Source organism: Paenibacillus sp. PDC88 (assembly GCF_900106725.1).
GTDB classification, from domain to species: Bacteria; Bacillota; Bacilli; order Paenibacillales; family Paenibacillaceae; genus Paenibacillus; species Paenibacillus shunpengii.
In genome coordinates this window covers 296,507-310,448 of the sequence record NZ_FNNT01000001.1, presented here as the reverse complement: position 1 = coordinate 310,448, position 13,942 = coordinate 296,507, and the positions used below count along the sequence as shown (strand labels likewise).

Here is a 13,942-nt window from a genome sequence, read left to right as displayed (position 1 = left end):
TAGGAAGGGGGTATGCACGTGGCATCCGAAGTAAAAGAGAGAATTAATCTGAAGGAAATTAACTGCGAGAAGGAACTGACACTTGCAGTCATTGGGGGCAAGTGGAAGCTTATTATCCTCTGGCATCTAGGGCTTGAAGGGACGAAGCGGTTTAGTGAATTGAAGAAGCTGATCCCGCATATCACGCAGAAGATGCTGACAAACCAGCTCCGTGAGCTGGAAGAGGATCTGCTGATACACCGTAAGGTGTATGCAGAGGTTCCCCCGCGTGTAGAATACTCGCTTACAGATCACGGTCAGAGTCTTATGCCTGTCCTGCGATTGATGTATGATTGGGGCAAGCATTATGGTGAAACCGTAATCTGGAAGGATGGTAAACCACCGGAATAATGGATTTTAACTGGCTGAATTATTACAGGTAGCTGTCTTTGCAAACTGAATTAAACGACAGTCTATGAATACGATGGATTCTCTCGATTTTTGTTTCGAGAGAATCCATTTTTTTATAGCGAAAATTGAAGAGTATATAGGTTATTTTATGATACAATGGGATTTATTGGTGCCAAACAATGGTCAATAAATAGGCTGAGGAGAGGTGTATTTAATTGATGTCCAAAATTTTAACACGCCAAGAAGTAGATCTTGAAGCAACATGGAACTTAAAGGATATATTTGAGACGAAGGAAGCTTGGGAGAAGGAATTAAACGATGTACAGCAAGACATTTCCTCTGTCACACAATACGAAGGAAGACTGAAAGAAGGGCCGGATGTGCTGCTTGCCTGTCTAACTGCACAGGAGGAACTCCAAGGTAGAATCAGCAGAGTGGGTGCTTATGCCCAGCTGGATTTGGCAGGAGACAGCATTAATCCCGAGAATCAGATCCGTGCGGCTAGAGCCCGGGATGCGGCTTCTTCAATAAGTTCAGCGCTATCCTTTGTTAAGTCCGAAATTCTGTCTCTTCCAGATGGAATGATTGAGGAATACATAGAGAAACAACCTGCACTTCAAGATTTTGAACGCAGTTTGGGGCTGCTTCTAAAGACCAAGCCGCATCGGCTCAGTGCAGAAACGGAAAAAGTGCTTACTTCATTTGGAGATGTATTGGGAGCTCCTTATCGCATATATGAACGAAGCAAATTGGCGGATATGACTTTTCGTACAGCAGAAGACGGACGAGGAGAAGAAGTGCCGGTATCATTTGCCCTGTATGAGAATAAATATGTAGAATCCGCAGACACGGATTTACGCCGTAATGCATTTCATGCATTCAGCGAAACGCTCCACAGATACCGCAACACCTTCGCTGAGGCTTACGGTACAGAAGTGAAGCGTCAGGTTATTGAATCACGTCTGCGCGGATATGATTCGGTAACTGAAATGCTGCTTACGCCACAGCAAGTGACCACAGAGATGTATCACAACATTCTTGACATTTTGCAGGAAGAGCTTGCCCCTCATATGCGAAGATACGCCGCACTTAAGAAGAAGGTGCTGAACCTGGATGAGATGACATTTGCTGACCTGAAGGCTCCGCTCGATCCTGACTTCAGTCCAGGTATTACTTATCAGGAAGCCGGAGATCTCATTAAGGAAGCCTTGTCTATTCTAGGGCCTGAGTACGGAGAGATCGTTGCGGATGCATTCGCAAACCGATGGGTGGATTATGCGGATAATGCCGGAAAAAGAACGGGTGCCTTCTGTATGTCGATCCCGGGTGTGCATTCCTATATCTTGATCAGCTGGGCAGACAATATGCGAGGAGCATTTACGCTTGCTCATGAAGTAGGGCATGCAGGACATCTCATGCTCGCGAACAAGTACCAGCGTCCGACTAACTCCAGACCTTCACTCTATTTCATCGAAGCGCCTTCGACCATGAACGAGCTGCTCCTGGCAGATCACTTGCTGCAGCGTTCTCAAGATCCTAGAATGCGCCGCTGGGTTATTTCGCAATTGCTCGGCACTTATTTCCACAATTTTGTAACTCACCTGCTGGAAGGAGAGCTCCAGCGTCAGGTTTATGACCTCGCGATGAATAATGTACCGCTGACAGCTGTGAAGCTGTGTGAGCTCAAAGGAAATATTCTGTCCAGCTTCTGGGGAGAAGAGGTTGTTATAGATGAACATGCAAAATTGACTTGGATGCGCCAGCCACATTATTACATGAGCTTGTACCCTTATACGTATGCTGCAGGCTTAACGGCTTCAACGGCTGTAGCCCAGTTGATCCGAGAAGAAGGTCAGCCGGCTGTTGATCGCTGGTTAGAGGTTCTCAAAGCAGGCGGTTCCATGAGCCCGCTGGAGCTGATGAAGCTGGCCGGAGTCGATATGTCGCGTCCAGATGCGATTCGAAGTGCGGCAGCGTATGTCGGCTCACTGATCGATGAATTAGAGAGCCTATATTAATCATAGAGAAAGGTCGTCGAGAAGGTGTTTAGTCCTAGATCGTTTATATATGTAGAGCCAGTCCATTTGAGGACATTATTTAATGAGTTTCCAGATATACATGGTGATGGATTCTCCGGAGGCTTCCTGGGTGGAGCGCCGCCATTGTTCTCTATTATCTTTACAGTCATCGCACTCGTCATTGGAGGGACCATACTATATGCGATCATTAACGGAATCCGCGTGTGGAGTAATAATAACGCCGCTGAGCGAATGACAGAAGAAGCTCGGGTGCTGGCGAGAAGAACGTATGTGAGCGGCGGATCAGGTGATTCGAGTGCAAGAACGAGTTATTATATAACCTTTGAGCGTGGCGATGGACAGCGTACAGAGCTGCAAGTGAAGGATGAGGAATACGGGTTGATTGTCGAGGGAGACCGCGGTATATTGAGCTACCAAGGAACCCGATTCCTTGGATTCGAGAGATTTCGTCCCACTAGCTCAGAGCAGATCTAATTGTAGTAGTTGAAGAGGGGCATCCCAAATATGGGGAGCTCCTCTTTTTTCTTTTTTTTGCCTAAAACTGCTGCCAAAAATCATATGCGAGGCCTATTTGACGATCAAAGTACAGCCTCGTGTGGCTCTGCTCCGATCCAGTCAAACATTCGTGATATGGCAGCCTGATGCAGCTCCTGAGGAAAATGATGACCAAGTCCTTCATATCGATGAAAATCTACATCATCTCGTGAACGGTTTAATCGATCGAACATTTTCTCTCCTTGACTAAATGAGACTTGTACATCATCTGTTCCATGCACGATCAGAACTGGACAAGGGATCTGTTCCGCGATTGTGAGAGGAGAGCGCTCCAGGTAAGCATCGGGATTCTTCCAGGGAGGACCTCCAATGACCCGTTTGAAAGTGCGTCTAAGGTCAACTCGATCTTCATAGGTCTGCGTCATGTCAGATACTCCGCTCCACAAGATAAGCTTATGTATATTGGGCATTTCTAGAGCGGTGTAGGCTGCATTAATGGCCCCTCTGGAGAAGCCCATAATGCTAATCTGTTCGGGATCAACGAAGGGAAGCTCTGACAGCAGCCGCACTGCAGCGTATACATCATGTTTATCCTCTCCGCCAAATAAATCACGGCCTTCACCGCCTTCCGTTCCACGATACGAAGGAGCAAATACGATGTGATCGTGCTTCGAGAATTCCTCAACCCAATGGGTTCTCACCTTGCCGAAGTTGCCGATTCCGCCGCGACAATAGATGAATACCGGCCATTTTTTTGATGTAAGCTCTTTATTGGTTTCTTGATGCAGAGTACTCGTCAATGGAATGGCAGGCTGCTCATCCGAACTAAATCTGCCGTGCAGCAAGTCTCTTGCAGCCGATTCCGATAACTGATATCCCAAGGGCAGGCTGAGATATCCTTTGACCTGGAGTCCCTGGGACGGATATGTAACATGATAGATCATCGCTTGTCTCATCACCTTTGGTCTAGTTGTTTAGCTTGTATATTATACCCTTGTTCACAAGGTGATTAAACGAAAGAAAGATGTTCTCTTCAGCTATTTTTCAAAAAAGACAGCAGGGTAGACAGAAATCTTTCCTTTTCATCATACATAAGATAATGTCCGCTTTGCTCAAAACGGTAGATCAGAGAGCCTGGAATTTCCTGCTGGATGGCTACGGCCGCTGTAAAGGGAACGACTTGATCGTGAATACCATGGAATATGCCTGTAGGTACATCGATATAAGTAATATCCTCAAATAAATCCTCATCACGGAGTGCAACTGCGGTTTGAATAAGTGCGTACGACGCACTCTCCATACAATTGTGCAAAAACCAATTCCGATACTCTGGACTGACATAACGATGAAATAGCGTTCCTGAAAAATCGGTTATCGCTTGCGGCAGATCTTGATGCAGCTGATCAATCAGCTGATCAAGCAACGGAAGCGGAATGCCGTAAGGTGATGACTCCTCTCTCTTGGCAAAGACAGGGGCAGCTGCGGATACCAGCAGAAGCTTATCTATTCTCGAACCATGATGATATTTGGACATATATCGAATCGCGACCGAACCCCCGAGTGAGTATCCGACGAGGATAACGTTCTTCAGATCCAGTGTATCAATGACGACGGACAGGTCTTCTGCCATTCGATCGTAATGATAACCATGCCAGGGCTTATCGGATTTGCCAAAGCCTCTAAGATCGAGGCCGATACAGCGGAACCGGTGATGAGGGAGGATCTGATAGGCATAATCAAAGACCCGATGATTACCCGGCCAACCGTGCAGGAACATGAGGGTATGTCCATTTCCGCCATCCTGTGGACGCAGGTCTTCAACATACAGCTTTACACCGGATTCCACTTCAATGAGCATGCTCTTCACTCACTCCTTCTAATCAAAATAAATGCAGCCTATTCCTAATTTATGCGCAGTGTATAAGGACAATGCGGGAGAGTCGGAGTTGTCACTCATCAGTGTATATTTCAGACCGTTAATATTCATGATTTAAGCCATCCAGATCCATTTAATTTCGTGCAATACATGGGCATCAATTATATAAAGGATTCTTCGAAACAAACATTATAAATGTTGTTTTTATTTGTTTGTATAATAATTTTTATAAAAAATAATCATATTCAAACCAAAATAAAAGTGATATACTCCCATTAAGCGTTTACAACAGTATAAAAACAACATTTTGGGAGGATTGATCATGGTTCAGAATCTGTGGGATGAATCCAATGCAGGACAATTAAAGGAAGGGCTCGAAAGGTTAGTTTATCGTTCGAATCTGATTGGTTCGGATCGGAGGGTGTGCAACTGGGGAGGCGGCAACACTTCCAGCAAGACGGTTATCCAGGATTTTCGCGGCAGAGATGTTGAGGTTATGTATGTTAAGGGCAGCGGATCGGATCTGGCAACGATGAAGGCGGGTCATTTTACCGGTCTTCGGCTCGATGATATTAGACCGCTGATGGAGAGAGATGAGATGACGGACGAGGATATGGTTGCGTATCTGGCCAACTGTATGATTGACGCGAAGCATCCGCGTGCCTCCATTGAAACGCTGCTGCATGCGTTTATACCACATCCTCATGTTGATCATACACACCCGGATTCCATCATCAGTATCTGCTGTGCGGATAACGGCCGTGAAATCGCGAAGGAAATTTTCGGAGACCGGTTCGTATGGGTTCCCTATGTTCGTCCAGGATTTACTTTATCCAAGATGATTGCAGAAGGCGTCATCAATAACCCGCAGGCTGAGCTTGTTCTTATGGAGAAGCATGGACTGGTCACATGGGGAAGCACTTCAGAAGAAGCTTATGCGAAGACCATCAGCGTCATTAATGAAGCAGAGAGCTATATTGAATCCAAAATAGATGAAGCCAGCCTGTTCGGGGGAGCCCAACATGACGCGCTGCCGCCACAGGTCAGAAAGGATATTGCAGCACAGATTATGCCGCTCATTCGCGGAGCTGTCAGCGACGAGAAGAAGATGATCTTGACCTTTGACGATGCAGAAGATGTGCTGCAGTTCGTAAATGGCAGAGATTCCGCCGAGCTGTCTCAGATTGGCGCAGCCTGTCCAGATCATTTAGTACATACCAAGGTTGTTCCGCTATTCCTGAACTGGACTCCAGATGAGGGGGATGTTGCAGGACTTAAGGAGCTGTTAGGCTCAGCCATCAAGGATTATAAAGCGTATTATGAACAGTACTTCGAACGTAACAAGCATGAGGGGGACATCATGTTCGAAGCAGCGCCTCGGGTTATTCTTATCCCTGGTATCGGAATGATTAACACAGGTAAGAGCTGGTCCAATTCCAAAGTAAGCGGTGCCCTGTATCATCGTGCCATAGCTGTTATGAGAGGAGCTACTACGCTAGGCCAGTTCGTGTCGCTTAGTGAGAACGAATCCTACAATGTGGAATACTGGCCGCTGGAGCTGTACAAATTGTCGCTCGCGCCGGCAGAGACCGAGTTCTCCAGAAAAGTAGCGCTTATTACAGGTGGAGCTGGCGGGATCGGCAGCGAAACCGCAAGGCTGCTTGTATCCGAAGGAGCCCATGTTGTTCTTGCCGATCTGAATTTGGAAGGTGCTCAGAAGGTGGCTGACGAACTAAACAGCCAGTACGGCGAACAGCGGGCAATTCCTGTTCAGATGGATGTAACCAGTGAAGAGCAGATTCAGAGAGCTTATGCGGAAACTGCACTGACCTACGGCGGAGTCGATATTATTGTGAATAATGCCGGTCTGGCCACGTCCAGCCCATTTGATGAAACATCTCTCAAGGAATGGAACCTCAATATCAATGTGCTGGGAACAGGATATTTTCTGGTCGCACGCGAAGCCTTCAAGCTAATGAAGGAACAGGGCATTGGAGGAAGCATGGTATTTATCGGCTCCAAAAACTCCATCTATGCCGGTAAGAATGTCACCGCCTACAGCTCAGCCAAGGCACTTGAAGCTCATCTCGCCCGCTGCATCGCAGCCGAAGGCGGAGAATATGGTATTCGTGTCAATACGATTTTGCCGGATGCCATTCTGCAGGGGTCTGCAATCTGGAATTCCAACTGGCGCAATGAGCGAGCGGCAGCTTATGGTATTGAGCCAGATCAGCTGGAGGAGCATTATCGTAAGCGTACCACACTGCTCGTCAACATTTACCCTAGGGATATAGCCGAAGGTGTTGCTTTCTTTGCCTCATCGAAGGCCGAGAAAACAACAGGCTGCATGCTCACCATTGACGGTGGGGTGCCGGCTGCATTTACACGTTAATTCTTCAGTTTGATGTTCGATACACCGCGCACCTCGGAGGAGGCATCATTCGACGGATTGAACAACTTGATACTTCTTCCGAGTGCGCGAAACATTTTCTTTTATCACATATGATCAAAGGAGAGGTTCTGATGACGGATAAAGCTTATGCATTGTTTGAGGAGCAGCAAACCGCAAGAGGAATTGATGTAGAGGCAGTCAAGCGCAAAATCAAGCAGTTCAAGATTGAAACACCATCCTGGGGTTATGGTGATTCGGGAACACGCTTCAAAGTATTTCAGAAGGAAGGTGTGCCGAGAGATCCATTTGAGAAAATGGAGGATGCGGCGATTGTTCATCGTCTGACCGGCCTTGCTCCAACCGTAGCCATTCATATTCCTTGGGATAAGGTGGGGGATTACGGCAAGCTTCGTTCCCATGCGGAGAGCCTGGGTCTTCAGATCGGAGCAGTGAACCCGAATCTTTTTCAAGAAGACGACTATATGCTTGGAAGTGTAACGAACACTGATGCGGCTGTGCGCCGTAAGGCAACCGACCATTTGCTTGAATGCGTTGACATTGCGAAGGAAACAGGCTCGCGTGACCTTAGCCTTTGGTTTGCAGATGGGACCAACTATCCGGGGCAGGGTGACATCCGGCAGCGAAAAAACTGGATGCAGGAAGCTTTATCCGAAATGTATAAAGCGCTTACGAAGGATATGCGGATGCTGATCGAATATAAATGCTTCGAGCCTGGGTTCTATCATACGGATCTGGCGGACTGGGGCATGGCATACAATATGGCCTTGAAGCTAGGGGATCAGGCACAGGTGCTCGTTGACACAGGTCATCATCTGCCCGGAGCGAATATTGAACACATTGTCGCCTATCTCATAGATGAGAAGCGATTAGGCGGATTCCATTTCAACAGCCGTAAATATGCGGACGATGACTTAATCGTGGGGACTGTGAATCCTTATGAGCTGTTCCTAATCTTCTATCAAATTCTGAACGGGGCTGCGGATTCAGATGAAGGCATCAGACAAGGAGTAGACTCCATTGCATATATGCTGGATCAATCCCATAACATTGAGCAGAAAATACCGGCGATGATTCGTTCGGTGCTGAATGTTCAGTCTGCCTATGCCAAAGCGCTTCTCATCGATCATAGAGAGGTGGCGGCAGCCCAGGAGAAGAATGATGTACTGGCAGCTGAACATGCGATCCGCAAGGCATCGGAATTTGATGTAACTCCACTGCTGCATGCCGTAAGAGAGGAAGAAGGCTTACCAATTGATCCGATGGAGGCTTATTTGACAAGCAGCTATCCGGAGGAAATTAAGGCACGCGGCAAAGGAGGGGCGAGCTGGTGAACATTCTCGCCTATGATTTAGGAGCTTCAAGCGGTCGAGCAGTCCTTGGACTGCTGAGTGACTCTCGTATCCATATCAAGGAAATCCACCGCTTCACTAATGATCCGGTTATGGCAGGAGATCACTTGCACTGGGATATACTTAGGCTTCTTCATGAGCTTAAGCAGGGTATGCTCAAAGTGAAGCTGCAAGGGGAGAACATTACCAGCGTAGGGATTGATTCATGGGCTGTCGATTACGGGCTGCTCGATCATAATGAGGAGCTGCTGGCTAATCCATACCATTACCGCGACAAACGGACGGATGGTGTAATGGAGGAAGTGACCGCCAAGATTCCGGCAGAGCACATTTTTCGGAAGACAGGAATTCAATTCTTGCCCTTTAACACAATATATCAGCTTGCCGCTCTTAAGCGGCAGAACTCCTATATGCTGAAGGAAGCTGCCCATTTCCTGATGATCCCGGATTTGCTGCGGTTTTTCCTGACGGGAGAGAAATTCAATGAATTTACAAATGCCACGACGACGCAGCTGTTTAACCCTCATACGGGGGACTGGGATTCGGAGCTGCTATACCGGATTGGTATACCTGAAGAATGGTTCGGTAAGGTACTGACTCCGGGATCGGACGCAGGTGAGCTGAGACCTTCTATAATGCAGGAGCTGGGTATCCCTAGTGTTCGCTTCGTAGCTGTAGCTGAGCATGATACCGGATCAGCTGTGGCTGCCGTGCCGGCAACAACACGATCATTCGCATATCTTAGCTGCGGAACTTGGTCACTGATGGGAACAGAGGTGGAAGCACCTGTCATTAATGAAACCTCTCAGCAGCTGAATTTTACAAATGAGGGCGGAGCTAATCATACTTATCGTCTACTCAAAAATATTATGGGGCTCTGGATCTTTCAGGAGACGCTCCGAGAATTTGAACGTGCGGGCAAAGTGTACAGCTATGATGAAATACTAACACTTGCTCAAGAAGCTAAGCCTTTCCAACACTTTATAGATCCGGACGATTCTTCATTCTTGCCAGCGGGCCGTATGACGGATCGTATAGAAGCCTACCTGGTCAAAACGGGTCAAGGATTGCCGCAATCTGATGGGGAGCTCGTTCGATGTATTCTTGAGAGCCTTGCTTTGAAATATAAGCATGTACTTGATATGACGGAACAGGTATCCGGACAGCAATTTGATGGTCTTCACATGGTAGGCGGAGGCATCAACAATAAGCTGCTCTGTGCTTGGACTGCAAGTGCGATAGGTAAACCCGTCTATGCTGGTCCTGTAGAGGCAAGTGCCATTGGTAATCTGGTGGTGCAGTGGATGAACCAGGGCGTATTCAAGAGTGCGGCGGAAGCCCGGGCTGTCATACGTGATTCTTTTCCTGTCCTTACCTACGAGCCCAAGGATGCGGAAGCTTGGTTAGAGGCGTACGGCAGTTTTGCCAAGTATACAGGTCTCGCTGCCTATGCTTAATCTGGGAGGAAGCCTATGTTAGTTGCAGAGCGTTATGCGGCGATCACTCGGCTTGTAAATGATCGAGGGAGTATTCGAGTATCCGAGCTGAGCAGCTTATGCCAAGTAACAGAGGAGACGATTCGCCGGGATTTGGATCGGCTTGAGAAAGAGGGGAAGCTGAGACGTTCACACGGCGGCGCTGTACGTATAAAGCATATCGATGAACATATTGAAACACCGTACAGTGAACGTGAGGTCACTCGTATGGGGGAAAAACAGCGCATTGCGCTTGAAGCGCTGAAATTTATAGAGCCTCACGAACGGATTCTCCTTGATGCCAGTACGACAGCCTGGTACACAGCCCGGAGCTTACCGAATATCCCGCTTACGGTCCTCACGAATTCCATTCGGGTGGTGACTGAATTGTCCAGCAAAAAGCATATTGAAGTTATTGCTGCTGGCGGACAGCTTCTGCCTGAATCGATGTCCTTTGTAGGGCCGTTGGCAGAGCGCTCTCTGGAAACCTATCACGTGGATAAGCTTTTTTTATCCTGCCAAGGTGTTCATCTAGAGAGAGGCATCAGTGAAATGAATGAACTTCAGGCTAGAGTGAAGCAGAGAATGATTGGAATGTCAGATCAAGTATTCTTACTGGCAGATTCCAGCAAATTCGGTGTCCAGGCGCTTACTCATGTCGCCGGGCTTGATCGAGTACAGCAGATCATTACAAGCCATGATTTGCGAGAAGAGATTTCTAGAACACTTGTAGAGCGTTCAATACATGTCACCCTAGTTTAGTCTTGAGTAGAATAGAGGTGTATTCAAATGAAGGTCTCTTTATTTATTACATGCCTCAGCGATGCGATCTATCCGAGGGTAGGAGAAGCAATGGTACGCATACTGGCCCGATACGGTATCAAGCTGGATTTTCCCAAAGTCCAGACCTGCTGCGGACAGCCTGCTTATAACAGCGGATATTTCGATGAGGCCAGAGCGGCAGCGAGAACGATACTGGATGCTTTTGAGGACAGCGACTTTGTGGTATCTCCATCGGGTTCTTGTACTTATATGGTTCATCATTATTCAAATTTGTTCCAAGATGAGCCGCTAATGCGGGAAAAAGCAAAAAGGCTGGAAGCGAAGACCTATGAGTTCACACAGTTTCTCGTCCATGTGATGGGGATCAAGGATATAGGAGCTGTTTTCCCACATAAGGTGACCTATCATCCCTCTTGCCACGGCAGTCGGCTGCTTGGAGTGAAGAACGAGCCCATGGCTCTGCTGCAAGAAGTGAGAGGCATTGATTTTGTACCCCTGCCTTTTGCCGAGGATTGCTGCGGTTTCGGAGGCACTTTCGCGGTGAAGATGCCGGATATTTCCGGCGCAATGGTTACAGAGAAGGCGGAGCATGTCGTTGAGACAGAGGCTGAGGTGCTTGTCGGACTGGATATGGCTTGTCTAATGAACATTGCAGGTCAGCTGCGTTATCGAAATAAACCGGTACGTGTCATGCATTTAGCCGAGCTATTGTATGAGGGGGTGAAATCGTCATGATTAGTCCGGGTTCAGCAGGTCCCAAGATTCAGGTGAAGGAGCGTGCCGGTCTTGCGCTCAATGATGAGTTCCTGCGTAAAGCTGTCAAATTTACGACAGAGCGTCTCCGGGGCGGGAAGAAGCTGGCCTCCGAGGAGCATGGGCGCTGGGAAGAATGGCGTGAGCAGGGGAGACAGATCCGGCTGCATACGATCGCTCATTTAGATTATTATCTGAATCTTTTTGTGGAGAATGCCCGCGCGAACGGGGTTCATGTTCATTTTGCGGATACGGGAGAAGAAGCCGTCCGTATTGCGCTGCAAATTGCAGAACACCGAGGTGCCAAGTCCGTCGTCAAGTCCAAATCCATGGTGTCGGAGGAGCTGCATCTTAATCATGCCCTGGAACAGGCAGGAATCGAAGCGATTGAGACCGATCTCGGTGAATACATTATTCAGCTGGCCGGCGAGATGCCTTCGCACATCGTAATCCCCGCGATTCACAAGAACAGATATCAGATTGCCGAGCTGTTGTCAGAAGTTGCAGGAGAAACACTTCCTCCCGATACGACGGTGCTTGCCGGTTTTGTTCGAAAAATATTGCGGGAGCGCTTCCTTGATGCAGATATCGGCATGACGGGCTGCAATTTTGCGATTGCTGAGACAGGTTCCATGGTGCTCTTCGAGAATGAAGGTAATGCCCGTATGGTCAGCACATTGCCGAAGACCCAGATTACGCTGATGGGAATGGAGCGAATTATCCCGTCCTGGACAGATTTGGAGGTCATGGCCACGTTGCTTCCTAGATCAGCGACGGGGCAGCGAATTACAATGTATATGTCTGGTATTACCGGGCCGAAGCGGAATGCGGATGCAGACGGTCCGGAGCAAATGCATATTATAATTGTGGATAACGGCCGTTCGCTGCAGCTTGGCGATCCCGAATTCCAGGAGCTGCTGAACTGTATCCGCTGCGGTGCGTGTCTGAATGCGTGTCCTGTATATCGGCATATCGGCGGGCATGCTTATGGAAGTACATACAGCGGACCGATTGGAGCGGTGCTTACCCCTGCACTAAACAAGAATGTGGCTGAATGGGATGACATCGCCAATGCTTCAAGTCTATGCGGTGCCTGTTATGAGGCTTGTCCGGTCAAAATTCCTCTGCATGATATGCTGGTATCGCTGCGACAACGCAAGGTGGAGGGCGGACACGGTAACAAGGTCGAAACCGCAGGGATGAAGGCATTTGCGGCCGTTGTATCCAAATCGAACCGATTCGGCGCGGCAATCAAGGCGGGACAAATAGGGCAGAAGCTGGTAGTCAAGAATGGAGAAATTACATTAAAAGCAGGACCGCTAAAAGGCTGGAATTCCTATCGTGTGACACCGTCCTTAGCTAAGAAGAGCTTTAGGCAATCCTGGAAACAGATCGAGTCCGAGATCGAGCATGAAACACCTGAGATGGAGCCGACTCTTGTAGCAAGGCTGCAGGCGATTCTTGATGCCAGACAGGAAAAGGGAGGGCGTAAATGATGAGCACGGATGAGTCCTGGCTGCGGGAGCTTACAGAGCAGTCCATGAAGAAGCAAGAGCGCTTCATGAATAATATCGCTTCCCGTCTGAAGCGACCGAGACAAACGACGACGCCTGTTCAGCCATTTCGCGGCGCTCCGGACTTCTGGTATGAGATGGAGTGGGATGAGCAGGAACGCATGGACAAATTCACAAGCCATTTCCAGAGTGTAGGCGGGCATGTTATTCAGGTTACGAGCTACATGGAAGCCGGACAATTTATTGCTGACAAAGCCGAGGAGCTTGGAGCTAAGCGCGTCATTAAACAGGGACAAGCGGAGCTGAACGGCTTAGGTTTGGAGGGGAGGCTGCCTGCCTTAGATATTTCGACCTGGAATTCAGAGGAAAATGTGAATTGGAAGGCTGCAGCGGCAGAAGCGGATTTCGGAATTGTCATTGCAGATGGAGCGGCCGCTTACACCGGATCCATTCTCGTGAAATCTGCCAGTGACAAGGGCAGATCTGTGAGTCTTCTGCCCACGGTCATGTTCATTATTATCCCTGTGGAGCGGCTGAAGACGAGACTTGGTGAATTGCTCGCCCCTCTGGATGAGCTGGGACGGGAGGGTCTGCCGGCAGGCGTCCATTTTATCTCCGGACCAAGCCGATCCTCTGATATTGAGAATGAACTGACCATTGGGGTTCATGGACCGGGAATCGTATATGCGATCCTGATGAGATAAGAAACGAAGGAGTTTTTATACTCTCATAAGACAAAGCCTGTCCAATGCTGTTGCCATTGACAGGTTTTTAGCTATGTCTTGCGTAAGATATAGCTTTATACTGAGCTTCTTAATGTAAACGCAAGATGGATAATTAGACTTAGGTAATTAT

At 48.2% G+C, this 13,942-nt stretch carries 12 protein-coding genes; 10 read left to right on the top strand and 2 right to left on the bottom strand.

Features of this window, described 5'->3' with window-relative positions; genetic code table 11:
* The first annotated feature begins 18 nt into the window (after positions 1-18).
* The 3 genes from BLW49_RS01260 (at position 19) to BLW49_RS01250 (ending at position 2,903) form a co-directional block, all read left to right on the top strand.
* Positions 19-390: a winged helix-turn-helix transcriptional regulator gene (locus tag BLW49_RS01260; RefSeq protein ID WP_076310992.1), complete on the top strand. Its 372-nt coding sequence runs from the start codon at positions 19-21 to the stop codon at positions 388-390.
* Between the two features lie 218 nt (positions 391-608).
* Entirely contained in the window at positions 609-2,408 is a 1,800-nt protein-coding gene (gene pepF, locus BLW49_RS01255) for an oligoendopeptidase F (RefSeq protein WP_090722772.1), read from the top strand.
* A gap of 66 nt (positions 2,409-2,474) precedes the next feature.
* Positions 2,475-2,903 carry a DUF2500 domain-containing protein gene (locus BLW49_RS01250; protein ID WP_256209530.1) on the top strand — a complete coding sequence of 143 codons (429 nt, stop codon included), beginning with the start codon at positions 2,475-2,477 and terminating at the stop codon, positions 2,901-2,903.
* Between the two features lie 104 nt (positions 2,904-3,007).
* Here BLW49_RS01250 and BLW49_RS01245 read toward each other — a convergent pair whose 3' ends face one another.
* On the bottom strand, positions 3,008-3,868 hold the full coding sequence (locus tag BLW49_RS01245; protein ID WP_090722771.1) for an alpha/beta hydrolase family protein: 861 nt from the start codon (positions 3,866-3,868) through the stop codon (positions 3,008-3,010).
* An 89-nt stretch (positions 3,869-3,957) separates the two neighbouring features.
* The gene (locus BLW49_RS01240; protein WP_090722770.1) at positions 3,958-4,782 is read right to left on the bottom strand and encodes an alpha/beta fold hydrolase; all 825 of its coding nucleotides are present in this window, start codon (positions 4,780-4,782) and stop codon (positions 3,958-3,960) included.
* 340 nt (positions 4,783-5,122) lie between these two features.
* Between BLW49_RS01240 and BLW49_RS01235 the strand changes: the two genes are divergently transcribed.
* The 7 genes from BLW49_RS01235 to BLW49_RS01205 all read left to right on the top strand — a co-directional run bounded on the left by BLW49_RS01235 (position 5,123) and on the right by BLW49_RS01205 (position 13,791).
* Entirely contained in the window at positions 5,123-7,192 is a 2,070-nt protein-coding gene (locus tag BLW49_RS01235; protein WP_076310988.1) for a bifunctional aldolase/short-chain dehydrogenase, read from the top strand.
* Positions 7,193-7,323: 131 nt separating this feature from the next.
* On the top strand, positions 7,324-8,544 hold the full coding sequence (gene rhaI / locus BLW49_RS01230) for an L-rhamnose isomerase (protein ID WP_076310987.1): 1,221 nt from the start codon (positions 7,324-7,326) through the stop codon (positions 8,542-8,544).
* A complete protein-coding gene (locus BLW49_RS01225; RefSeq protein ID WP_076310986.1) occupies positions 8,541-10,019 on the top strand; it encodes a rhamnulokinase in 1,479 nt (492 codons plus the stop codon). The genes rhaI and BLW49_RS01225 overlap by 4 nt, the downstream gene beginning before the upstream one ends.
* Before the next feature lie 15 nt (positions 10,020-10,034).
* Positions 10,035-10,799, top strand: a complete 765-nt coding sequence (locus BLW49_RS01220; protein ID WP_090722749.1) for a DeoR/GlpR family DNA-binding transcription regulator — start codon at positions 10,035-10,037, stop codon at positions 10,797-10,799.
* A 27-nt stretch (positions 10,800-10,826) separates the two neighbouring features.
* A complete protein-coding gene (locus tag BLW49_RS01215; protein ID WP_090722747.1) occupies positions 10,827-11,555 on the top strand; it encodes a (Fe-S)-binding protein in 729 nt (242 codons plus the stop codon).
* Positions 11,552-13,069: a LutB/LldF family L-lactate oxidation iron-sulfur protein gene (locus tag BLW49_RS01210; RefSeq protein ID WP_076310983.1), complete on the top strand. Its 1,518-nt coding sequence runs from the start codon at positions 11,552-11,554 to the stop codon at positions 13,067-13,069. The genes BLW49_RS01215 and BLW49_RS01210 overlap by 4 nt, the downstream gene beginning before the upstream one ends.
* Positions 13,066-13,791 (top strand): LutC/YkgG family protein, encoded by a 726-nt coding sequence (locus BLW49_RS01205; RefSeq protein WP_076310982.1) that lies wholly within the window; start codon positions 13,066-13,068, stop codon positions 13,789-13,791. Before BLW49_RS01210 ends, BLW49_RS01205 begins: the two co-directional genes overlap by 4 nt.
* Positions 13,792-13,942 lie beyond the last annotated feature (151 nt).

Coding starts and splice junctions, on each gene's coding strand:
- BLW49_RS01220 (WP_090722749.1), top strand. CDS start 10,035: ATGTTAGTTGCAGAGCGTTATGCGGCGATCACTCGGCTTGTAAATGAT.
- BLW49_RS01205 (WP_076310982.1), top strand. CDS start 13,066: ATGATGAGCACGGATGAGTCCTGGCTGCGGGAGCTTACAGAGCAGTCC.
- BLW49_RS01215 (WP_090722747.1), top strand. CDS start 10,827: ATGAAGGTCTCTTTATTTATTACATGCCTCAGCGATGCGATCTATCCG.
- BLW49_RS01240 (WP_090722770.1), bottom strand. CDS start 4,782: ATGCTCATTGAAGTGGAATCCGGTGTAAAGCTGTATGTTGAAGACCTG.
- rhaI (WP_076310987.1), top strand. CDS start 7,324: ATGACGGATAAAGCTTATGCATTGTTTGAGGAGCAGCAAACCGCAAGA.
- BLW49_RS01245 (WP_090722771.1), bottom strand. CDS start 3,868: ATGATCTATCATGTTACATATCCGTCCCAGGGACTCCAGGTCAAAGGA.
- BLW49_RS01235 (WP_076310988.1), top strand. CDS start 5,123: ATGGTTCAGAATCTGTGGGATGAATCCAATGCAGGACAATTAAAGGAA.
- BLW49_RS01210 (WP_076310983.1), top strand. CDS start 11,552: ATGATTAGTCCGGGTTCAGCAGGTCCCAAGATTCAGGTGAAGGAGCGT.
- pepF (WP_090722772.1), top strand. CDS start 609: ATGTCCAAAATTTTAACACGCCAAGAAGTAGATCTTGAAGCAACATGG.